The organism is Microcoleus sp. PH2017_08_TRC_O_A (assembly GCF_020738665.1).
GTDB lineage: Bacteria > Cyanobacteriota > Cyanobacteriia > Cyanobacteriales > Microcoleaceae > Microcoleus.
This window is the reverse complement of sequence record NZ_JAEQCE010000001.1, coordinates 1-21,676: the sequence shown is the minus strand read 5'-3', so window position 1 is coordinate 21,676 and position 21,676 is coordinate 1. Positions and strand designations below refer to the sequence as shown.

Genomic DNA, 21,676 nt, shown 5'->3' with positions numbered 1-21,676 from the left:
AAAGTTAATTTCTAGGTATCTCATTCCTAACCGCTTCTAACAACCTATCTAAATCTACTCATGAACAGCAAAACTAGAGTCAGTCCAAGTCTGCGGTGTAACTTCCTCAATGTAAAAAGTAGCGCATCACTGCTTGCTTACTGCTCGGCTTGGGCTCAACAGTAGGCTTGACCACAATTCCCCAGTTAGAGTTTGCGACTTTGAGGTAAAAATATTGAATTGTAGTTAATGATTCATTCGTGCCTGGTGTTTGTTCGGTTGTCACACCAACTAAGCCGGGAGCAACTCGCATGAATCAAGCGCAAATGAATTATACAGCTATTGTCACCAGTTTTCAAATTCTGGGTAAATGAGTAAATTTAGGTAGAAATAGACAGATTTCTTGAAACAGATGTTAACCCGACTTGATATTGCCCAGATTTATCAGCATTTCTGTCACTGCGCCACTGTCCAAAGGTTTAGAAAACAAATATCCCTGAGCTAATTCGCAGTCGAGTGCCCGAAGCTGGGCTAACTGTTCGGCTGTCTCCACACCTTCGGCGATCGCATTTAATCCCAAATTGTGAGCCAAAGTTACGATCGCCCGCACAATCTGCAAAGGCTGACCCCCGCCGTTGCCGTTTTCGATCGCCCCCAAGCGACTCACAAAAGATCGATCGATCTTCAGCGTATCCAGCGGAAAGCGGTGCAAGTAACTCAAAGACGAATAGCCCGTACCAAAATCGTCGATCGACAATCGAATATTTCTACCTTTTAATTGGGCGAGTACAATATTAGCCTTAGCCACATTTTCTACGATCGCGCTTTCAGTGATCTCCAATTTCAAACAACTCGGAGCGCAGCCAGTTTCTGCCAAAATTTCATCTATATGTTCAATTAAATTCGCCATTCCTAACTGCTTTGGAGAAAGATTGACGCTCATTGTTAATTGTGAAGGCTCGACAATTGGTAACTGGAAATTGGGAATTGGGAATCGCGAATTGGGAATCGCGAATTGGGAATCGGCAATCGGTAATTGGTAATCGGGGATTGGTAATTGGAGATTGGAAATTGGGAATTTTTTCCCTCTTCCCTCTTCCTTCTTCCCTCTTCCCTCTTCCCTCTTCCCCCTTCCCTCTTCCCTCTTCCTTCTTCCTTCTTCCTTCTTCCTTCTTCCTTCTTCCATCAACATTTCTTGCCAAACGCGCAATTGTCGGCAAGCTTCGCGCAGCACCCAGGCTCCCAGAGGCACGATCAAGCCTGTTTCTTCAGCTACAGGAATAAAAGTAGAAGGCGGTACTAAACCCCGAATCGGGTGCTGCCAGCGCACCAAAGCCTCAAAACCTTCGATCGCACCGCTGGCGAGGGAAAAAATTGGTTGGTAGTGGACAATAAAGTGCGAACATTCATCCTTACTTTTCCCTAATTCCTCCTTGCCAAAAATAGCTAATCGCAGGTCTGTTTCTAACTGCAAGAGGGAGATAGTTTGGTCGTGCATCGCCAAATTAAACACCTCGTGGCGGGCTTTACCCAAAGCTTTAGCACGGTACATAGCAATATCAGCATCGCGCAGGAATTCTTCGGGATGGCTGTATAAAGCACTCTGCTGGCCGTTCAACTCGTCACTTTCTACTATTCCTAAGTCACCTCGACTGAAAACAATCCCAATGCTAGCGGTGGTAAATACTTCATGCCCTTCGAGGTTAAACGGAATCTTCAGTTCTGTTTGTATCCTGTTAGCTGCTAGGGTGGCGTCGCTGAAGCTCTGAATGCGGTCTAGCAGAATGGTAAATTCGTCTCCCCCCAACCGGGCGACTGTATCGGAAACGCGCACGCAATCCTGAAGCCGCTGCCCTAGGGCAATTAGCAGTTTATCCCCAAGAATGTGTCCTAAAGAATCATTAACTATTTTGAAGCGGTCTAAATCTAGGAACAGGACGGCAAATTTGTAATCTGGGGAATGTTTGGAACGGCGGATCGCTTGTCCTAGCCTGTCGATGAACAAAAGGCGGTTAGGTAAACCCGTCAGCGAATCGTGAAAGGCGCCGTGCAGTAGTTGCTGTTCTACTCGCTTGCGCTCGGTGACATCTCTGATAATAATTTGGGCGGCGGCTGAGCCTTGATAAATAGCAGGGATGCCGGCAACTTCAACGTCTATGATTTCTCCGTCAAGCCGCATCAATTTTTCTTCGGCAAGCTCGATCGGCTGATTTTCTTCCTCGACTTGTCTCATCCGTTCTCTGGCTTTTTCGACATAGTTTGGATGAACGATATCCAATACCGGAAAGCCGATGAGCTCTGCCGGAGATCTGGCGCCGAGGAGTTTAGCGCCAGCGGCATTGATGTAGACGATTTTTCCTTGACTGTGAACGGCGATCGCTTCGGGAGATAGTTCTACTAAACGACGATAGCGTTCTTCACTTTCTTGGAGAGATACTATCAGCTCGCAGCGCTCTTGTTCGGCTCGCTGGCGTTCGATTTCCATTCTGTGAACTGCCAGAAATTTACCGATGCTTTGAGCCATCAGTTCTATGATTTCTCTGGCCTGCGATTCAAAATTTTTATGTCTGGCTTTTTGCGAACAAAAGCTCAAAGTACCATAAATTTTATCGTTGACAAATATCGGTGTGCCAATGTATGATTCTATGTTCAAATCTTGATAAACTTGATGGTCGCCAGTTTTCAGTATTTCTTTGATGTGAGAACACGCCATGGTTTTTTTGGATTTGATTACTGCTGCACAGTAAGTATCGCTAAGATTTAATTTTAAGCCTTTGTTAAAATATTTGATGTTGCTTTTGACGGAGCGAATCAGAAAAGATTGACTTTCAACTTGAGCAATAATACCAATAGAGAGTCCAAAAATTAAACAGCCTGCTGTCAGATAATCATCAACCAGTTCTTGAAAGTTTTGATAGTGATAAGTTGTAATCCGATGCAAATGTTTGAGGTTGGCACTGAATGTGGCTAAATCTTGAGACTTTAAAAATAATTCTTCTTCCGAGCGCTGGCGGTCTGTAACATCGGTTTGAACTCCAATAAAGTGAGTTAAGTGTCGCCGAAAATTGTATACGGGAGCAATAGAAAGTTCGTTCCAAAAAGGTGTTCCATCTTTCCGAAAATTACGCAAAATCACTTGGCATTCTTTCCCTTCTCGAATGGCAGTTTGCAGCTCTTTTGCAGCGGGGCAATTGGTATCTTTTCCCTGTAAAAATCGGCAATTTTTACCAATTAATTCCTCTCTGCTATAACCGGTGATCCGCTCAAAACTGGGATTGACATAAATAATTGGATTATCTGCAACTGTGGCGTCGGCGATCGCAATGCCGTTGCTGGTACTCTCGATCGCCCGTTCCATCATTTGCAAGCGCTCTTGCGATCGAATGCGATCGATCGCCGCAGCTAACAGATTGGCGATCGCTTCTACAAAATAAACGTCATCCTGGTTAAAAACGCGCTCTTGCTTGCTGTGTACCCCCAAAATGCCCCAGACAGCCGACTCAGCAGTCTTCCCAGGTTCTGCTTGTCCCCAGTTCTTTTTCGCCTGTCCTCGATTTCCGGGAACGATCGCAGTGACGCCGCTGACAGCCTGGTGGTTGTGCAGCAGTGGCGACTCGCTAAAGCGGGTTTCTACTCGCAAATCTGCGACGATTATCGGTTCACCAACTAGCAATGTGTAACCTGCTTGCGATCGACTAGAAGCGGTAACAGTAGCGTTACCGACAAGTCCGGGCTGCCAGCCAATCCCCGCTCGCAACAGAAAAGCATGGCCAGAAGGCAACAGTTCCAAAAACTGGCAATACTCGACATCTAGGGTTTGGGCAATTAACACCGCAGCTTTGTCCATCAGTGCGGACAAGTCTGTTTCGGCTAGGGCCTGCTGTCCCAAGTAGGCGACGGCCGCTTGCTGGCGGGCCCGCAAGTGGATTGACGCCAGCAATTCCTGCTCTTTAGCGGCGGCTAGCTTGCGCTCGGTAATGTCGCAGAACACCGACAGCACAGTTTTTTCCGACAGTAATGTCAAATACCGCATGGATACAGTGGCCCAAAACAGGGTACCGTCAGCTTTTTTGAGGCGGACTTCTGTCTCGCGGACGTATCCGTTGCGAGCGAGATCCTCCAGTAGTTGCTGCCGTTCTGCGGGATTGTTGTAGAGGATGGAGGCTGGCTGGTGGTCGATCGACTGAAATGCTCTCAGGCCGAAAGCCTGACGGCATAAATCGTTGCTATAAAGAATTATGCCGTCAGGTAGACTGCTGACGATCATGGGCATCGGCATCGAATTGGCGATCGTCAGCAGCAATTCTTTGGTTTCTTGCAATTCTTCGTACAAGTCTGGCTTGGCGGCACAGCCCTGACAGTCTTCACCGTTTTCAGGGATAAAACTTTCCATTTTTGAATTGTTCCATTGAGCAGGTAACTTTTTTTACCAGAAAAAATTGGTTGAAAGCCGGAACACGAGTGAGGGAGAAATAAAAATCAGACTATTCATTACTCGAATCCTCGGACTTAAGGGTAGAGGTCGCTCTCCTTCGGTCAACTGTCAACTGTCAACTGTCAACTGTCAACTGTTGAAACTTGTGGTGACTGATGATTGCATATGTAGAGAACGATCGACAGTGCCCCACTACATTAATCTTAACCAAAACTCATGCAAGTCAGCTCCCCAAAACTGCTCGGATCGAGTTTTAGGTGGAATGCCAGTGGCGATCGCATCTGTCTCTGGTAAGAAAATGTAGAGTTTCTGAACTTGCGTTAAATTTTCATGTATGGCGGGGTAGCTTGCCAAATATGCAGCGCCAGCCCCTAATCTAAAAAGTAATGCCATCTGCAAACAACTACCCAAAACTATCCGAGGAGAGAGAGAAAATGCTTGAATCTTACCGCCTTCACGCTGCCGAAAGAGCCGCATTGGGAATTCCGCCGCTGCCGCTAGACGCCCAGCAAACGTCGGAACTCTGCGAATTGCTGAAAAATCCGCCACCGGGAGAAGAAGAAGCCTTAATCGAATTATTGCGCGATCGCGTACCCCCAGGCGTAGACAGCGCCGCCTACGTCAAAGCTGGTTTTTTAACCGGCATCGCCAAAGGTGAAATCCACAGCCCCCTAATTGCTCCCAAATGGGCAGTTTACCTGCTGGGGACAATGATGGGCGGTTACAACGTCCAATCTTTAATCGACTTGCTCAATCCTACTGCCGAAATCGCTATCCCCGCCACCGCAGCCCGGGCTCTGAGCAAAACGCTGTTAGTATTCGATGCCTTCCACGACATTCTCGCCCTGTCGGATACCAATCCCTACGCGAAGCAGGTAGTCGATTCCTGGGCTGATGCCGAGTGGTTTACCGGCCGCCCCGAACTAGCCCAAGCCATTACTGTTACAGTCTTCAAAGTGCCCGGAGAAACCAATACCGATGACTTGTCTCCCGCACCTCAGGCTACCACGCGGCCGGACATTCCCCTGCACGCTTTGGCGATGCTCGAAAGCAAGATGCCAGGGGCCTTAGAAACGATCGCCCAATTGAAAGAAAAAGGCCATCCCGTCGCCTACGTTGGCGATGTTGTCGGCACAGGTTCCTCGCGGAAATCGGCGATTAACTCCGTGTTGTGGCACATTGGTAACGATATTCCGTTTGTACCAAACAAGCGCAACGGCGGATATATTCTAGGAAGTGCGATCGCCCCGATTTTCTTCAATACCGCTGAAGATTCCGGCGCATTGCCGATCGAATGCGATGTCGCCAAAATGGAAACCGGCATGGTAATCACCATCCATCCCTACAAAGGCGAAATCACCAACGAAGCCGGAGAAATCATCTCCACTTTCACCCTCAAACCCGACACAATTCTCGACGAAGTGCGCGCCGGCGGTCGAATTCCCCTATTAATCGGACGCACCTTAACCGACAAAGTTCGCGAAGCTTTAGGACTAGAAATTAGCCCGATTTTCACCCGTCCAACTATTCCCGCCGATACCGGAAAAGGCTTCACCTTAGCTCAAAAGATGGTAGGGAAAGCTTGCGGTTTGTCCGGCGTTCGTCCCGGCACATCTTGCGAACCAGTCATGACCACAGTCGGTTCCCAAGATACCACGGGCCCCATGACTCGCGACGAATTAAAAGAACTTGCTTGTCTGGGATTTAGCGCCGATTTGGTAATTCAAAGTTTTTGTCACACCGCTGCCTATCCGAAACCAGTGGATGTCAAAACTCACCACGAATTGCCCGATTTCATGGCACAGCGCGCGGGCATAGCTTTGCGTCCCGGAGACGGAATTATTCACTCTTGGCTGAACCGGATGTTATTGCCGGATACAGTGGGAACTGGCGGCGATTCTCACACTCGTTTTCCGTTAGGAATTTCCTTTCCGGCGGGTTCGGGATTAGTAGCTTTTGCTGCTGCTTTGGGCGTGATGCCTTTGGATATGCCAGAATCAGTTCTAGTCCGGTTCAAGGGTGAATTGCAACCGGGAGTAACGCTGCGAGATGTTGTGAATGCAATTCCCTACGTAGCAATTCAAAAAGGTTTGCTGACAGTCTCCAAACAGAATAAGAAAAATGTCTTTTCTGGGCGGATTATGGAGATTGAAGGTTTGCCAGATTTGAAGGTTGAGCAGGCTTTTGAATTGACCGATGCCTCGGCCGAGCGTTCTTGCGCCGGATGCACGATTAAATTGAGTTCTGAGACGGTCTCTGAGTACATTCGTTCTAATGTCGCGCTGCTCAAAAATATGGTGGCGCGGGGCTATGAAGATGCGCGGACGATGATGCGCCGGGTGGCGAAGATGGAGGAATGGCTGGCTAATCCGGTGTTGCTTGAGGCGGATGCTGATGCGGAGTATGTGGAAATCATCGAAATCGATCTCAATGAGATTACTGAACCGATTGTGGCTGCGCCGAATGACCCGGATAATGTGAAGCTGTTGAGTGAGGTTGCGGGCGATCGGGTAGACGAAGTATTTGTCGGTTCTTGCATGACAAATATCGGTCACTACCGCGCCACTGCGAAGGTGTTGGAAGGTGCAGGGGAAGTGAAAGCTCGCCTGTGGATTTGTCCGCCAACTCGGATGGACGAACAGCAACTGAAAGAAGAAGGTTATTACAGCATTTTTGGAGCGGCTGGAGCGCGCACAGAAATGCCGGGATGCAGTCTTTGTATGGGCAATCAAGCGCGGGTTAAAGATGCGACAACCGTGTTTTCAACTTCGACTCGTAATTTCAACAACCGCATGGGTAAAGACGCGCAAGTTTATCTCGGTTCTGCGGAATTAGCCGCAGTTTGTTCGCTGTTGGGTCGAATTCCCACAGTCGAAGAATACCAAGAGATTGTGGCGAAGAAAATCAATCCTTTTGCTGGTGATTTGTATCGATATTTGAATTTCGATCAGATTGCGGGCTTTGAGGATGAAGGGCGAGTGATTGCTTTGGAAGATATGCCTCGGATTGAGGATATTTTGGGGATTCCTGAGGGTGTTTTGAGCAAGTAATATCATCGCAGCTTACTGAGGGTGCATCTAGGCGCAAGCAAATATGTGTGTAGGGGCGAAGCATGACCGCAGTCAATATGAGATTATAACTAATAACTTATATGCGGTCATGCTTCGCCCTCTTCAAAAATGAGATGCACCCGCTGACTTAGATGGTTATTTAGAACCGCAGATAAACGCAGATGTACGCAGATGAATTAATTATCTGCGTACATCTGTGTTCATCCGCTGATATCTGCGGTTCAAGCAAATCCCATAATTTGAATGAATCATCCTCCGCCTTTTGTTTACAATATTTACAATATAAGTAGAGGCGAATTCGATCGCCAATCTCTGGCTTCCCATCCAGGATATCGATCGACCCGCTGATTCATATAAATCCGAGAAAGGAGAAAAATGATTATGTCTGAACAAGCTTTAATCAGTGAAAGTCCAGCGACAGCAACTTCAGCGCCAGAACCTCGCATTGGCAACGAAATGGTAGAGTTTCTCAGTGTAATTCAGCAAACTCCGAGAGCATATTGGCCGAATTTGCTGAAAATGATGCGGTTATTTCTGGAAACCGTGACAGTTAAGCCCGGATTATCGGAACCCGCCCAGACACCTGAAAACGTAGATTTTACTAAAATGTCGAAGGAGGGGATCAGAAGAAATCAACCTATGAGCAAAATGCTGCTAGCGGGGCGAAAGGAAGGAAATGAGGATAACGAAAAACCAGAAATTATCGATCCCGTACAGCAACACGAAGCTCTGAGCAAGCTGTTACAATCTTGGCTAGATGATGGAGATGAAGAGGAACAAACAGAAACCGCTGAAGTTCTCCGCAAGGCACTAGAAGAAAACCCGGTGCATATATAGTCCATGAGCAAAATAGTATTGTTAGATTCTGGGCCTTTAGGAATTGTTACAAATCCCAAAGCCGCCTCTCCTTTATCTCAAGAGGGCAAACTTTGGCTGCAATCTTTGCCACTTAAAGGTTATATTGTAGTGCTCCCTGAAATTGCTGACTATGAGGTGAGGCGCGAATTAATTCGTGCAGGTAAGGTGGCAGGTATTAGACGACTTGATGAACTTAAATCGCAAATTCCCTACCGTCCTTTGACTACGGAGGTAATGCTTCTAGCGGCTCAGTTGTGGGCGGATGCACGAAAGAGAGGAAGGCCGACAGCAGAACCCAATGCACTTGACGGCGATGTGATTCTGGCTGCTCAAGCAATATTATTAGCAAATGAGGCAAATGAAGTGGTAATTGCTACCACAAATGTGGGGCATTTGTCTCAGTTTGTGGATGCTCGCGAATGGCGATCGATCTCGTAAAACTGGATTCTGAGAGAAAAACTTAAGCCAAAGCCCGATCGCACTTACGTTTTGATATACTTTCAACTACATATATTTTTACAGACACCGTTAGCGAGATCAACAGCATGGTGGAAACAGTGGACACAATCGAAAAAACGGACGATCGCACGCAAACCCGGTTTTGGGGTAAAGTTACAGTCATAGACGCGGGCGATCGCTACAAGATCAATCGCATCGAAGTCAAACCGGGACACCACATCCGCACCCAAATGCACTATCACCGCAGCGAACACTGGGTTGTCGTCTCCGGTACCGCTAAAGTTATCTGCGATGACAAAGAGACCATTCTCATGCAGAAACAGTCAACCTACGTTCCCATGAATACCGCTCACCGCGTGGAAAACCCCGGCGTTATTCCCTTGGTGATGATTGAAATCCAAAATGGCGAATATCTGGGTGATGATGACATTATCCGTTTTCCCCAAGATGCCGCTGACGAAGATTGATCTCAAATCAAGTTAAATAACTCTCAGGTTTGTAGTGAGGACTTCAGTCCTCTCTCATCTCAGACTTAACGGAAAATTAAAATTACCAGAAAGAATTAGTTTAAAGCCCCAAGCCCGGGAGAAATTAAAATCAGGCTCTTCGTTACTCCAATCCTGTTCCTTCTTTTGTCAACAGTCAACGAAGAGGGCGGACACGGGGGCACCGCCCCTACAAACTGTCAAATGAATGAAGGAAATTAAAATTATAGGGGCAATTTCTGAAATTGCCCCTACAGGATTATATTAAGGTTGTTAAACACGATAGTCTGATATAGCAATTGGCGATCGTCCTACGGCAAAGCAGCGTTTTTCAAATCTACATTTGCCATATTGGCATCCTGTAAATTAGCGCCAGTCAAATCCGAACCGTTCAAGTTAGCACCGGTCAAATTAGCACCAGTCAAATTAGCATCCCGCAAGTTAACCCCCAGCACATCTATTCCCGACAAACTACCGCCCCGGAGGGTGATATTTCCCAGATTCGCGACAGACTGACGGGCATTTCTCAGGTTCGCCCCAGTCAAATTAGCACTTTCTAAATTAGCCCCGACCAAATTAGCACTGGTAAGGTTGGTATTTTTCAAACTGGCAATTACTAAACCAGCCAAACTCAGGTTAGCGCGAGTCAAATCAGCACCCTCCAAATTTGCCCCGTGCATTTTAGCCCCAATTAAGCTCGCACCTTGCAATTTAGCTTGTGTCAGATTTACTGCGTTTAATTTGGCTTCGTTCAAATTTGTACCGCTCAAATTTGCACCACTCAAATTTGCACCGTTCAAATTCGCACCGCTGAGATTCATGCCAGAAAGCTGCGCTCCTGTCAAGTCACATTTGCTGCAATTTTTAGTTTCTAATAGTTGCTTGACTTGTGATACGTTTTCTGCTTTGACTCCAGAAGCAAAACCGATCGCAATTAGCAGCCCTGTTGTTGTTAAAATTCCAAATTTCATATACTCACCCTCGGCGATATCTCTCTCTACTAATAATATCCAACATTTTTAGAGAGAGTGGGGTGATCGGTCTCTTCGATAAACTGTGACAATCATCACCCTGTTGTGCACAAAAGATGATAGAATTATGGACGTTTAAACTCCCAACAATTATTGTAAACAATTATTGCTTTTTCAGGAACCAAAAGGGAAAGGATTGCGTCGGTTCGAGACGGACACCCGTGATGCTGTTCTGAGCAAAAGTATAGTCCTTATCCTGCCATAGAGGGATGAAAGGTACATCTTGACCTAGTATGTCCTGAATTTCGGCAAACAAAGCTTTGCGGGTTTGAGGGTTGGCTTCTTGGCGCTGCTTGGCGATCAGTTGATTTACCCGATCGCTATAATAAAACGAACCCTGCCCCTGACTGGCACCCTTTTCACACCCGCGGGCCGCCGAACCCGTCGCACAATCCAAAAACGGCTGAATGTAATTGTCAGCGTCGAAAAAGTCAGCGTACCAATCCACTAACACCGCAGGATAAATCCCCTTCTCTATATTCTGAAACAAAGTCGGAGATTCAACGCTGTTAATTTCCACCTGCATTATCCCGTCCATTTTGAGTTGGGCTAAAGCTTTAATCGTACTCGCCACTAAACCTCGTTTTGTAGAACCGCTAGGATGCCAAATTTGAAAAATAAACGGATTGGCGGCCGAATATCCCGCTTTTTTTAGCAATTCCTTGGCTTTTGTCATGTTGGCGTCGCCGTACAGTTCTTTAAATACTGGCTTGTTAACGTCGAAGGTTGTGGGAATCAGGCTGTACAGAGGCTGGGCTTGTCCTCGGAGGACGCGATCGTTAATCAACGGCCGATCCATCGCCGCAGCGATCGCCTGTCTCACCTCTAACTTATCCAGCGGTTTAGAATTGAGATTCAGCGTCATATAACTAACTGTACTGCTCTCCCCCGCGATTTCCTGCCATTTCCCTTTTTTTGCTCCCTCATCCAAGCTGCGAACTTGATCCGCATCCAGGGATAAATAAGCTACATCGATCGCACCAGTCCTAAAAGTATTGAACAAATTTGAAGAACTCGAAAGCAGCAAAATGTCAATACCTCTATTGACGGGTTTTTCTCCCCAATACTTATCAAAGGCGTCAAACTTCAGAGAATCGCTACCGTACTTCGCCAGTTTGTAGCGTCCAGTTCCCACAAAAGTATCCGGTTTAAATTTACCGTCTCCAATCTCATAAGCTTTCGGAGAAATCGGACAAAGACCGGCAAATGTCAGCAAAGAAGGAAACGCAGCAAAAGGCTTTTTGAGTTGAAAAGTTAATTCGTATTCGCCCGTCGCTTTCACCGATTCTACTGCATCGCCCAACAAGAAAGCCGGACGACCGCCATTTTTGATAAATCGCTGCAAGGAAAATTCCATTGCTGCGGCGTTAAACGGTGTGTCGTCGTGAAAAATCACGCCTTGACGCAAGGGAATTGTATATGTCAATCCGTCTTTGCTAACTTTTGGCATTGCTGTCGCCAAGTGGGGGATTAACTTTGTCGTTCCCGACTCGTAGGTGTAGAGAGTATCGCCCAAATTTCGCAGCAGTTGTCCTGAGATGGTTTCGTAAGCGTCGGCGGGGTCGATCGTCCGCAATTTCAAGGTTGTGCCAATTGTCACGCGATCGTTGTTGGGCGAATTGGGCGAATTGGGCGATCGACTGGCACTCTGTCCGCAGCTTGCAGTTAACAAGCAGCAGAGGCAGAACAAAGCTATAACTTTAATTACTGAAGGTTTTATAGATATTCTCGACTGCCACTTGTTAATTCCCATCGTCTTTTATTGACACTCCAAATTAGTAATTATATTATCAGGACTTACACACTTTTAAATGAGAAACCCGGTTTCTTGGTAGATGCAATGTCGCGAAACCTCTTAAACTGCCAACTGCCAACTGTCAACTGTCAACTGTCAACTGTCAACTGTCAAGGGAGCATCTCATTTTTGTAAAAAGCATTTTTTTATTATAGTGCGAGCGTCCCCGCTCGCGTATTGTACTCGCGAGCGGGGACAGCACTATATATAAATGCAAAACTGAGATGCTCCCGATGCAATGTCGCGAAACCTCTTAAACTGCCAACTGCCAACTGTCAACTGTCAACTGTCAACTGTCAACTGTCAACTGTCAACTGTCAACTGTCAACTGCCAACTGCCAACAGCCAACTGACTAAATTTCCCTGAGGAGCGATCGCCAATCCCGACAGCGTTTCAGGTAAATGCGAGCTACCCGATCGCTCGGATTTTTCCGCAAACACTCTTCAAACAATTTTCCTGCCAATCGGTACTCATGGCGATCGCAAAGTAACATTGCTTCAGTATATACCGCCAAATTTGCTAGCTTAGCCGAGAGAATTTCCGGCGGATCGGCATCGAAGACCTCATATATTGTGACATATTGTAATTTTCCTTTTACCTGTACTTTATCCACAATCCGAATATTATAATCAGCCGGATTTCGCAACCGTTCCAATGTCTGCTGAGAAATTAACATAGGAACGCCATAATCTTTCGTCAACCCTTCAATCCGAGATGCCAAATTAACAGCATCACTAATCACCGTGCTATCCATTCTGCTTGTGCCACCAACTGTCCCCAGCATCAAAGAACCAGAATTGATCCCAATCCCAATTTTAATCGGGATGTAGCCCACACTTAAACGGTATCTGTTGTAATCATTCAGGATATTTAGCATCGCAATACCAGCTTTCACTGCATCATCTGCACAGTCGCTAAACAAAGCCATAATCGCATCGCCGATATATTTGTCAATAAACCCGTGATTGCTAGTAATAGCAGGCTCCATGCGCGACAGGTAAGCATTTATAAAATTAAAATTTTCTTGAGGAGTCATAGTTTCGGAAAGCGTCGTGAAATCGCGGATGTCCGCAAACAGCACCGACATTTCCTGCTGCACTTGATCGCCTAAACTGACATCAATAATACTTTCATATCCCAACAAATTGAGAAATTGATGTGGCACAAATCGCCCGTAAGCATCAGTTAATTCCGATTCAGCATCCAGAGATTTTTCTAAGCTTTTATTGACTTCAAATAATTCCTTAATAAATGTTTGGCGGTCGGCTTCAGCTTGTTTGCGTTCCGTGACATCTTGAAAAACTGCGATCGCAAAAGCAACTTTGCCACCGTCAAAAATTGGCGTCCCCCAAGTCTCAAGGGGGATTTTCTTGTCTAGTCTATGAATTTCCAGATCCTCAGCCGTCGAACTTTCTCCCGTCAAAGCTCGGACGAGCGGCAAATTCTGTGAAGGGTAAATAATATCAGTTCCCGCGATATAAAATTGATAACTTTTTGACAAATCATCAACAGAATTTAACGGCAACACCCCTTGGCCGAGTAACTGCTGTCCGGCACGATTGACGTAGTAAGGTTTACCTTGAGCATCGAGCACCGCCACGCCTACGGGAATCGCTTCCAGAAATTGAGCTAGCTTGATTTCGCCTTCCCGCACCGCCTCCAATGCCCGATAGCGCAACTCAGATTCCACCGTATCGGAATGTTCAGCAGTATTTTCCAGCAAGATTTCCAGATCCGCTTTTTCCTCCTTCAAGTCTTCCACTTGCTGGCGCAATCTTTCTATCTCTAAAAGTAGCTGTTCTCTAGATGGTTGTTCTTCCAGCATAACCCGAGAATTTGCGCCTCGACTAACAGAAAATTGCTCAACAGTCCATACCCTAAAAGTCATCATATGTCTATAGTAATTCAAACTGCAAACTCGGCATTAGGCGCTGGAAATTCTTCACAGATTTACCTTGCCAAGCTATACGTTGAGAACCTTGTACCGCCATTTGCACCGGAGCTTTTTTGCGGACTTCGATAATAAACTTCGACAGCATATTTATGCCTGAACTGTTCAAAAATTCTAACTGTTGCAAATTGAGGGTAATTTTTGCCGGTGCCAAATCGGCTACCTCCTCCAGCAACTGCACTATCGGTGCGTACTCTTGGGGCCCGCTCAACCTTAGAGATCCTCTAAAACTCACGGTTGCCGTTGATGGATCGTAACAGATCCCGTAATCTTCTGTTTTAATTTCCATTGCCGCAAAAAAAAGTCCCTTAGATATTATCGATCGCCAGCGATACTTATACTCTTAATTGCACCATAGTTGTCACCGTAATTACTTCCGGGTCTTTTTGCACCGTCTGGAACTTCCAACCTATTTTGGTGGTATAATCGCTCAGCATGGTTAGCAGGCCCAATCCTGAATTAGTAGAATTTTCGTCAGCAGCATTTTTTTCCAACTGCTCAATGTACAGCTCGCTCGGATCGGACTCCAGCAACTGCTGAATGTAAGCCTGAAACTTCCCTACACCTTGCGGAGGGATGGTGTTAGCAACTGAGAAAATCAGTCCGTCGCTCCTTAATTGCAGTTTAATGTTGATCGGGTGTTCCGATGTCTCATCATTAAACTTCATCGCATTCTCTAATAACTCATTAGCAATATAGCTAACAGCACTTTTAATTTCAGCTTGTCTGTCAATTGTCGAGGGGTCATCCTCGTTTCCAGGGAAAAAAGTCGTCAAGTAGTCAGCCAGAAAATCCGCCGACAAACCGTTGTTCCGCCACCGCTGCTTGAGGGGGATCGAACTCGGGGAAAATCCAATTATTAAATATTCGTGGCTGGGAGTCGGCTCGATGAAATCGCCGAAAGTCTGAATCATATTAGTTGTTATTTGTTAGTTGTTATTTGTTAGTTGTTATTTGTTGGTTGACTGTTGTTATTGGTTGTTGGTTATTGGCGAGTTGCTACCAATGCCCCATGCCCCATGCCCCATGCCCCATGCCCCATGCCCCATGCCCAATTCCCAATTCCCAATTCCCTATTTTTGTTTTAGAACCAGCAATGTGATGTCATCAAAAACTTTTTGTTGGCCGATGTGCGATCGCACGTCGTCAATTACAGCGTGCCTGATCTCTGTAGCCGTTTGCTGCCAATTAATCTGTATTACCTTAATTAACCTATCTAAACCATAAAGCACTTTATTCATATTTTTAGCCTCCGTAATCCCATCAGTGTACAGCACTACCACATCTCCTGAATGCAACTGGACAAGGGTTTGGGCCACAAAATCAGCAATATCTTCATCCAGCCCGATCGGGAAACCCAAATCGATTGTATCAAACCGCTCGGCAGAACCGTTACACCGCACGACAATCATTTCTTCGTGCTGGCCGCTCAACTTCAGCATTCCCTCGTGATAGTCTAGCAAAGCAAGGCTAGCGTTCTTATCCCATTTCATCCGCTGCATATTATCGTAAATTACAGTGTTAATAGCGGTTAAAAATCTTACCGGATCGGCTTCGTTGTAGGTGAGCAAAGTTCGCACTGCTGTTTGAAGCATAATCATTAAAACACCGCTCTCCAATCCGTGTCCCGTCACGTCGCCAATACCAATTTTTACTTTACCTTCGTGCTGGAGTACATCGTAATAGTCACCGCCTACTTCATCAGCAGGTTCCATAAATCCTGCAATATCTAAGCCAATAACTTCCTTCAATTCTCGGTCTTTCGGCAGCAGCATCTGCTGAATTTTGCGAGTGACATCTAGTTCGGCACTCATCCGCATATTTTCGGATTTTAGGCGATCGTTAAGAACAGTAATTTCTTGATTCGCACCAACCAAAGCCTCGGCAATCTTGTTAAATGCACCCACAACTTGCCCGAGTTCATCTTTGTTATCCAAAATAATTTTGTGGTCAATATTGCCACTTGCCATATTTTTTGACGCTTCCTCAAGCACAAATACAGTTTGCATGACTGCTAGGTAAAAAGATACAAATAAATAAACAACTATTGTTAAAATAATTAGAATAAAAACATAAATTAAGTGTTTTCTAGTAACTAAAGCATCTATACGTTTTTGCAGGAGAAAGTCTAATTCATTGACACTTTTGTCCCACAGTTCAAAACTCGAATTCAGAACTCGGTCGCTGCCATCGAGATAGGTATAATATTCGACTGTGGCTGTGGGATAAATTAGTTTATCTAGTTGCCCAGTTAGTTGCTCTACTACTGAGTTAAATTTTATCAAATCTTGGCTTAATTTCGGTCGCAGATTCCCGTGAGGATTGTTGCTAAATCCTACCTCCATATTGATTGCTAAATCCTGATTGAGTTCTCTCAATTTGCCCGCAAAAGTAATCAATTTCGCTCTTTCCTCAGGTGTGGCATCGGAACGCAGGCTACTTTTTTGAGAAAATAGCCTAATTTCTGACAATAATTTTTGCATTTCTGGAATTTTCAACAAAGTTGCATCCATCAAATAATAGGTATCTAAATCTGGGTCTAATATGAGATTGGAAGTATCGCCGACGTGAGCGCTCAATTTATTAATATCATATGCGATTTTTTGATATACAACATCGTAAGTTTCTAAACTCCACTGGCTCCGATGAAGTTTAAATTTTTGCCAATTTTGATAAATGGTATTAAATTGCTCGCGGGAAACTAAAGTTGTTCCTAACTGGCGGTCGGTATTTGCCAGGGATTGAAAGTCCGCGTCTATCTTAGCTTCAAAATTATCCCAGGACTCGTGCTGGCTTAAATTTGGATTTAAACCCTGATAATTTAACAGGTGAAATTTCGGTATGTATTCCCTCAACTGGCGCAGCGGACGCAGGTATTGATTGCCGTAGATTTCTTTTTGGGCAAAATCAACTCTGGTGTTAATTTCGGAAATCAGCAGGTACATCATCAAGACTAACGGCATCGCAAATAGAAAACCGATCAAGATGAATTTTTGAGGATAGCTGATCCGATTCATTAAATGGATTCCTAGGGATTTTCTGTTCATAATCGATATATTTCAACAAGATGTTACTAAAAAATTAGCGATCGCTACTAAGTTATTTTCGGGGACGATCGCTCTTGAAAACCTAAATCCTCTAATTAATCAGCGATAGCTTGCTTAATTTATCATGCGTTCCCGTCCTGTTGCTACAGATTGTACGGCATCCCTTGGCTCTCACTGGCTCAGTTCGCCTCCCCTTGTCTACAAAACCTTCAGAAGTTTGGGCACGATGAATAGTCATTTATACTGAGATGTTCCCCCAAAATCATTTTTGTTTCAGCAGATTTACCTAGCGATAAATTTTGCTCAATACTATACTAAAAGTAAAAATTAAGTAATAACTGGTAGTGCAAGTTTCCTGAAACAGAAGTGGCAGCAGGGAGTATAAGATACTTGTGCCGCACGACTCTGTTAAGTCGGTTCTGCACCAAGGAACAAACAGCACCAGCAGCAGTGTCTATATCGGTATCTGCATTTGAGTGCTCCGGAGCGATCGCGCAAGAGTGTAAAGTGAGGCAGAGGGCGTACTATGAAACCAATCTCCGAAAATAACTCTCAAAACAATCAAAACCGAGGTGAAAAGCAGCCTAATCCTTTAATCTTGGCTTTGGTGCTGACGGGAATTCTGGCATGGGAAATGTATCCGGCGCTAATCCACACCGCTGCGGCTAACGCGGGCGCCCTCAAACAGTCCCTCGTTCAGGTGGAAAACCAAGATGAGCAAACAGCGCAGCAATTTCCCGCTGTCGGGGATCAAAAAAAAATCAGCTATTCGGGATTGGTACTAAATAGTCTAATTTCCGAACCGGGCAATTTGGCTGAGGGTACGCGCCAAAATCCCCCGAACCAGTTGCCCGCAAACGTTGCAGCCGCAGTTCGCCAAGAGTTGTCGCGCTCGACTGGGATTGCTGCTGACAAGTTGAAAGTCACTGAATCGAGCCGGCAAAGTTGGCCGAATACTTGTTTGGGACTCGCGAAATCTGATGAAATTTGCGGCCAAATGATTGTTGAAGGTTGGCGGGTTGTGGTTTCTGATGGCGGCCAAACTTGGGTTTACCGCACCAATGCTAGGGGGAATGTGTTGCGGTTGGAAAAGAAAGTTAGTTAAGGGAATTTGACCCTGTGAAATGAACAATAAATTTCCTTTTGGAACAGGCAAGATGCCTGTTCCACAAAGACTAGATTTTATTGTGGTAGATTTCTTGTGGGGTGGGGACGCGAGCGGGTGCATCTGGTTTTTTGAAGAGGGCGAAGCATGACCGCATATAAGTTATTAGTTATAATCTCCTATTTTATGCGGTCATGCTTCGCCCCTACGGATATATTCGCTTGCATTGAGATGCACCCACGCGAGCCATCCCCTAACATCAATTTGGGAGTTTTTTTCTTTCAATAATCCCGCCGCCTAAGAGCACATCTGAGTCATACCAAACTGCGGCTTGTCCGGGGGTAATGCTCAACTGCGGTTCGTCAAAAATTACCTTGACTCTTGTACCGCTTGCTTTTTCGTCTGCTTCGGATGATTCCACGGGAATAATTGTAGCGGGGACGGGTTGCGATCGATAGCGAATCTGCACGGAAGCCCGAATCGGAGCGATCGGCCCAGCGACAGAAACCCAATTTACTTTCTGGACATTGCAGTCAGATTCTACTGCCAACTGGCGATCGCCCACAATTACCCGATTAGCACCAGCATCAAGTTCAATCACATACAGCGGTTCCGGTGCGGCAATCCCCAGGCCCTTCCGCTGGCCGATAGTGTAGTGGTGCACGCCGTCGTGCTGTCCGAGTACGCGGCCGGACTTATCTACAATGTCACCCTTTTGCGGCGCAATGTACTTGTCGAGAAAAGCCCGCATCGAACCGTTACTTTCCACCAAACACAAATCCTGACTTTCCGGCTTATCAGCGGTTGTCAAGCCAAATTCCGCCGCAATTCTGCGAGTTTCAGTCTTGGTGATTTCCCCCAAAGGAAACTCCGTACCCGCCAGTAAATCCTGTGTTAAATCGTACAAGAAATAAGACTGATCTTTCGCAGGGTCGATCGCCCGCAGCAACTGATAGCGATCGGTAGCAGTATCATAGGTAATGCGAGCGTAGTGCCCCGTAGCAATCTTTTCAATACCCAGCTCTTCGCGAGCGTACTTGAGCATCGGCCCGAACTTCACAGTTTTATTGCACTGCGAACAAGGCAGAGGTGTAACCCCTGCACTGTAACCCTCCACCAAAAAATCGACAATACTTGCCTGAAAGACCTCGCGGCTGTCAACAATGTGATGGGGAACGCCCAAATCTTCGCAAATTTTAGCGGCATCAACCATTCCCTCAGAGCAGCATTGACCTTTGCCTTTCATCAACCACAGCGTTAAACCCACCACTTCATAGCCCTGATGGTGTAAAATTGCGGCTGCTGCGGAACTATCGACCCCGCCGGAGAGGCCTACGACAATCTTGTTCATGGTTCGGAAATAAATTGCTATTTTACTGTTTTACTGTTACGCAAGTTCGATCGAGCTAATTGATTATACCACAAAAATACTACAACCTGCTACTGCTGTTAGCTGAAATTTTAGCACTAATAAGTAAATCCACCTAATTAAGCCTCAAATCCCGATCGCTCAAAGGCTTGCTGTGTATTTTTTCTTCCTTCTTCCTTCTTCCTTCTTCCTTCTTCTTCTTCCTTCTTCCTTCTTCCTTCTTCCTTCTTCCTTCTTCCTTCTTCCTTCTTCCTTCTTCCTTCTTCCTTCTTCCTTCTTCCTTCTTCCTTCTTCTTATGACTATTCAAAAATTTGTTGTCACCGCCGACCAAATGCGGCAAATAGAAAACAGAATCTTTGCGGCTGGAATGCCCGTAGCAGCTTTAATGGAAAAAGTTGCACTCCTGATTTCTAGACGCATTCAGGTGCTTTTGAGGGAAGAGGGAAGTTCGGCAACGGATTTTGAAACGGATGAAACGGATGTAACGTATAGAAGGAAAAGCGGTGAAGGGCTAAAGATTGTTAATTCTCAATTCCCAGCTATTGGGGTGTTAGTTGGGCCGGGACATAACGGCGGCGATGCTTTGGTTGTGGCCCGCGAATTGCACTTTAAAGGATTCCCAGTAGTTATTTACTGCCCATTTTCTAAACTCAAAGAACTTACAAAAAGTCACGCTGATTATGCGCGTTCTTTAAATATTCCATTTGTTGAGAACATCGAACCGCTGAAAAACTGCGACTTTCTCGTAGATGGTTTATTTGGTTTTGGGTTGGAACGAGAAATCACTAACCCCACAGCCGCCGCGATTGATGAAATCAATAATTTAAACATCCCGATTTTTAGTATAGACATTCCGTCGGGAATCAATACAGATACTGGGGCTGTATTGGGTACGGCAATCAGGGCAAAACATACATTATGTTTGGGATTGTGGAAAATGGCTTTTCTACAAGACAAAGCTTTAGAATATATTGGTAAGTCAGAATTAATTGATTTTGATATTCCCGTTGCAGATATTGCAGCGATATTGGGCAATTTTCCAGCAATACAACGCATTACTAAAGCATCGGCAATTCAGCATTTACCATTACCCCGATCGCCAATTTCGCACAAATACACCAACGGTCACTTACTAATTATTGCAGGTTCGGCCCGTTACAGCGGAGCCGCAATTTTAGCCGCATTGGGAGCAAGAGCCAGCGGAGTCGGAATGCTGTCAATTGCCGTCCCTGAGTCGATTAAACCGATGTTGAGCAGTCATTTACCAGAGGCATTAGTTATAGGATGTCCCGAAACCCCAAACGGTGGCATTAAGGAGTTGCCGGTAGCAATTGATTTGGGTAGCTACGATGCGATCGCCACAGGGCCAGGTCTGACATTGGAAGCCGCGATCGCTGTAGAATCTGTACTGGAGTGCGATCGACCTCTGGTTTTAGATGCCGACGGTTTAAATATCCTCGGTCAACTCGGCACAGTTCCCATTTTGTCGGAACGCCGAGCAGTGACAATTATCACCCCTCACCCGGGCGAATTTAAGCGTTTGTTTCCCGAATTAGCGGGCCTCAGCGGCGATCGAATTGCCGCAACTCAAGCAGCGGCAGAGCTTTGCGGTGCAACAGTATTGCTCAAAGGAGCCAGAGTTTGCATAAGTTGGAAGGAGGATGACGGCGATTCCCTAGGGGATAGCTACGCTTCACGTACCCTTACCTATCTCAATCCCGAAAGCACCCCAGCCCTCGCCAGAGGCGGCAGCGGCGACGTTCTCACCGGCTTGTTAGGGGGATTGTTAGCAAGTGCGATCGCCCGTAAATCCCCCCCCCAAGAAGTGGCAGTAACAGCAGCGTGGTGGCACGCTCAAGCCGGAATCGCCGCAGCCAAAGAACGGACAGAATTAGGTGTAGATGCCTTTACTTTGACACAGTATTTAATTCCTACCTTGCGAGAATTACAGTGAGGGCGATCGGGCGATCGCTGTAATTCTTGCCCATTAGTTTGTAGTAAGGACTTCAGTCCTCTACTTTTGATAAGGACTGAAGTCCTCACTACAAACCTCTTGATTTGGTTTGTAGTAAGGACTTCAGTCCTCTAC

General features: G+C 45.9%; 17 protein-coding genes. 6 read left to right on the top strand and 11 right to left on the bottom strand.

From position 1 onward, the window contains the following. Positions 1-106 precede the first annotated feature (106 nt). From JGK22_RS00085 to JGK22_RS00075, 3 genes are all read right to left on the bottom strand, one after another. On the bottom strand, positions 107-292 hold the full coding sequence (locus JGK22_RS00085) for a hypothetical protein (RefSeq protein ID WP_293185516.1): 186 nt from the start codon (positions 290-292) through the stop codon (positions 107-109). Positions 293-394: 102 nt separating this feature from the next. After that, positions 395-4,372, bottom strand: coding sequence for an EAL domain-containing protein (locus JGK22_RS00080; RefSeq protein ID WP_293312134.1), 3,978 nt, complete (start codon positions 4,370-4,372; stop codon positions 395-397). A 234-nt stretch (positions 4,373-4,606) separates the two neighbouring features. Beyond that, a complete protein-coding gene (locus JGK22_RS00075; protein ID WP_293185518.1) occupies positions 4,607-4,807 on the bottom strand; it encodes a hypothetical protein in 201 nt (66 codons plus the stop codon). A gap of 41 nt (positions 4,808-4,848) precedes the next feature. Between JGK22_RS00075 and acnB the strand changes: the two genes are divergently transcribed. The 4 genes from acnB to JGK22_RS00055 all read left to right on the top strand — a co-directional run bounded on the left by acnB (position 4,849) and on the right by JGK22_RS00055 (position 9,269). Continuing rightward, positions 4,849-7,464 (top strand): bifunctional aconitate hydratase 2/2-methylisocitrate dehydratase, encoded by a 2,616-nt coding sequence (gene acnB / locus JGK22_RS00070; RefSeq protein WP_293312132.1) that lies wholly within the window; start codon positions 4,849-4,851, stop codon positions 7,462-7,464. A 402-nt stretch (positions 7,465-7,866) separates the two neighbouring features. After that, complete coding sequence (locus JGK22_RS00065) at positions 7,867-8,322, top strand: hypothetical protein (RefSeq protein WP_293205097.1); 456 nt, start codon at positions 7,867-7,869, stop codon at positions 8,320-8,322. 3 nt (positions 8,323-8,325) lie between these two features. Next, on the top strand, positions 8,326-8,781 hold the full coding sequence (locus JGK22_RS00060; protein WP_293205095.1) for a nucleic acid-binding protein: 456 nt from the start codon (positions 8,326-8,328) through the stop codon (positions 8,779-8,781). Positions 8,782-8,855: 74 nt separating this feature from the next. Then, positions 8,856-9,269 carry a cupin domain-containing protein gene (locus JGK22_RS00055; RefSeq protein WP_293189273.1) on the top strand — a complete coding sequence of 138 codons (414 nt, stop codon included), beginning with the start codon at positions 8,856-8,858 and terminating at the stop codon, positions 9,267-9,269. Positions 9,270-9,598: 329 nt separating this feature from the next. Here the strand turns inward: JGK22_RS00055 and JGK22_RS00050 are convergent, their stop codons facing one another. The 6 genes from JGK22_RS00050 to JGK22_RS00025 form a co-directional block, all read right to left on the bottom strand. Continuing rightward, on the bottom strand, positions 9,599-10,258 hold the full coding sequence (locus tag JGK22_RS00050) for a pentapeptide repeat-containing protein (RefSeq protein ID WP_293185523.1): 660 nt from the start codon (positions 10,256-10,258) through the stop codon (positions 9,599-9,601). Positions 10,259-10,421: 163 nt separating this feature from the next. After that, positions 10,422-12,071, bottom strand: coding sequence for an ABC transporter substrate-binding protein (locus JGK22_RS00045; RefSeq protein ID WP_293224213.1), 1,650 nt, complete (start codon positions 12,069-12,071; stop codon positions 10,422-10,424). Positions 12,072-12,466: 395 nt separating this feature from the next. Further along, complete coding sequence (locus tag JGK22_RS00040; protein ID WP_293198035.1) at positions 12,467-13,939, bottom strand: adenylate/guanylate cyclase domain-containing protein; 1,473 nt, start codon at positions 13,937-13,939, stop codon at positions 12,467-12,469. Positions 13,940-14,009: 70 nt separating this feature from the next. After that, positions 14,010-14,354, bottom strand: coding sequence for a hypothetical protein (locus tag JGK22_RS00035; RefSeq protein ID WP_293217965.1), 345 nt, complete (start codon positions 14,352-14,354; stop codon positions 14,010-14,012). A 46-nt stretch (positions 14,355-14,400) separates the two neighbouring features. Beyond that, positions 14,401-14,979 carry a DUF6272 family protein gene (locus tag JGK22_RS00030; RefSeq protein WP_293198032.1) on the bottom strand — a complete coding sequence of 193 codons (579 nt, stop codon included), beginning with the start codon at positions 14,977-14,979 and terminating at the stop codon, positions 14,401-14,403. Positions 14,980-15,138: 159 nt separating this feature from the next. After that, positions 15,139-17,082 carry a PP2C family protein-serine/threonine phosphatase gene (locus tag JGK22_RS00025; protein ID WP_293198030.1) on the bottom strand — a complete coding sequence of 648 codons (1,944 nt, stop codon included), beginning with the start codon at positions 17,080-17,082 and terminating at the stop codon, positions 15,139-15,141. Positions 17,083-17,638: 556 nt separating this feature from the next. Here JGK22_RS00025 and JGK22_RS00020 point away from each other — a divergent pair. Beyond that, positions 17,639-18,217 carry a hypothetical protein gene (locus JGK22_RS00020; RefSeq protein ID WP_293187068.1) on the top strand — a complete coding sequence of 193 codons (579 nt, stop codon included), beginning with the start codon at positions 17,639-17,641 and terminating at the stop codon, positions 18,215-18,217. Positions 18,218-18,476: 259 nt separating this feature from the next. On the opposite strand, the gene mnmA is transcribed toward JGK22_RS00020, so the two are convergent. Together mnmA and JGK22_RS00010 are read right to left on the bottom strand one after the other, a co-directional pair. Next, a complete protein-coding gene (mnmA, locus tag JGK22_RS00015; RefSeq protein WP_293187067.1) occupies positions 18,477-19,568 on the bottom strand; it encodes a tRNA 2-thiouridine(34) synthase MnmA in 1,092 nt (363 codons plus the stop codon). A gap of 137 nt (positions 19,569-19,705) precedes the next feature. Then, complete coding sequence (locus JGK22_RS00010; protein ID WP_293312130.1) at positions 19,706-19,894, bottom strand: hypothetical protein; 189 nt, start codon at positions 19,892-19,894, stop codon at positions 19,706-19,708. On the opposite strand from JGK22_RS00010, the gene JGK22_RS00005 reads away from it, so the two are divergent. Beyond that, on the top strand, positions 19,883-21,541 hold the full coding sequence (locus tag JGK22_RS00005; RefSeq protein ID WP_293187065.1) for an NAD(P)H-hydrate dehydratase: 1,659 nt from the start codon (positions 19,883-19,885) through the stop codon (positions 21,539-21,541). The genes JGK22_RS00010 and JGK22_RS00005 overlap by 12 nt on opposite strands. Positions 21,542-21,676 lie beyond the last annotated feature (135 nt).

Bases quoted from the DNA above. Each gene is read 5' to 3' on its own strand.
- JGK22_RS00085 (WP_293185516.1), bottom strand. From the start codon at position 292: ATGCGAGTTGCTCCCGGCTTAGTTGGTGTGACAACCGAACAAACACCA.
- JGK22_RS00080 (WP_293312134.1), bottom strand. From the start codon at position 4,372: ATGGAAAGTTTTATCCCTGAAAACGGTGAAGACTGTCAGGGCTGTGCC.
- JGK22_RS00075 (WP_293185518.1), bottom strand. From the start codon at position 4,807: ATGGCATTACTTTTTAGATTAGGGGCTGGCGCTGCATATTTGGCAAGC.
- acnB (WP_293312132.1), top strand. From the start codon at position 4,849: ATGCTTGAATCTTACCGCCTTCACGCTGCCGAAAGAGCCGCATTGGGA.
- JGK22_RS00065 (WP_293205097.1), top strand. From the start codon at position 7,867: ATGTCTGAACAAGCTTTAATCAGTGAAAGTCCAGCGACAGCAACTTCA.
- JGK22_RS00060 (WP_293205095.1), top strand. From the start codon at position 8,326: ATGAGCAAAATAGTATTGTTAGATTCTGGGCCTTTAGGAATTGTTACA.
- JGK22_RS00050 (WP_293185523.1), bottom strand. From the start codon at position 10,258: ATGAAATTTGGAATTTTAACAACAACAGGGCTGCTAATTGCGATCGGT.
- JGK22_RS00045 (WP_293224213.1), bottom strand. From the start codon at position 12,071: ATGGGAATTAACAAGTGGCAGTCGAGAATATCTATAAAACCTTCAGTA.
- JGK22_RS00040 (WP_293198035.1), bottom strand. From the start codon at position 13,939: ATGCTGGAAGAACAACCATCTAGAGAACAGCTACTTTTAGAGATAGAA.
- JGK22_RS00035 (WP_293217965.1), bottom strand. From the start codon at position 14,354: ATGGAAATTAAAACAGAAGATTACGGGATCTGTTACGATCCATCAACG.
- JGK22_RS00030 (WP_293198032.1), bottom strand. From the start codon at position 14,979: ATGATTCAGACTTTCGGCGATTTCATCGAGCCGACTCCCAGCCACGAA.
- JGK22_RS00025 (WP_293198030.1), bottom strand. From the start codon at position 17,082: ATGAATCGGATCAGCTATCCTCAAAAATTCATCTTGATCGGTTTTCTA.
- JGK22_RS00020 (WP_293187068.1), top strand. From the start codon at position 17,639: ATGAAACCAATCTCCGAAAATAACTCTCAAAACAATCAAAACCGAGGT.
- mnmA (WP_293187067.1), bottom strand. From the start codon at position 19,568: ATGAACAAGATTGTCGTAGGCCTCTCCGGCGGGGTCGATAGTTCCGCA.
- JGK22_RS00005 (WP_293187065.1), top strand. From the start codon at position 19,883: ATGACTATTCAAAAATTTGTTGTCACCGCCGACCAAATGCGGCAAATA.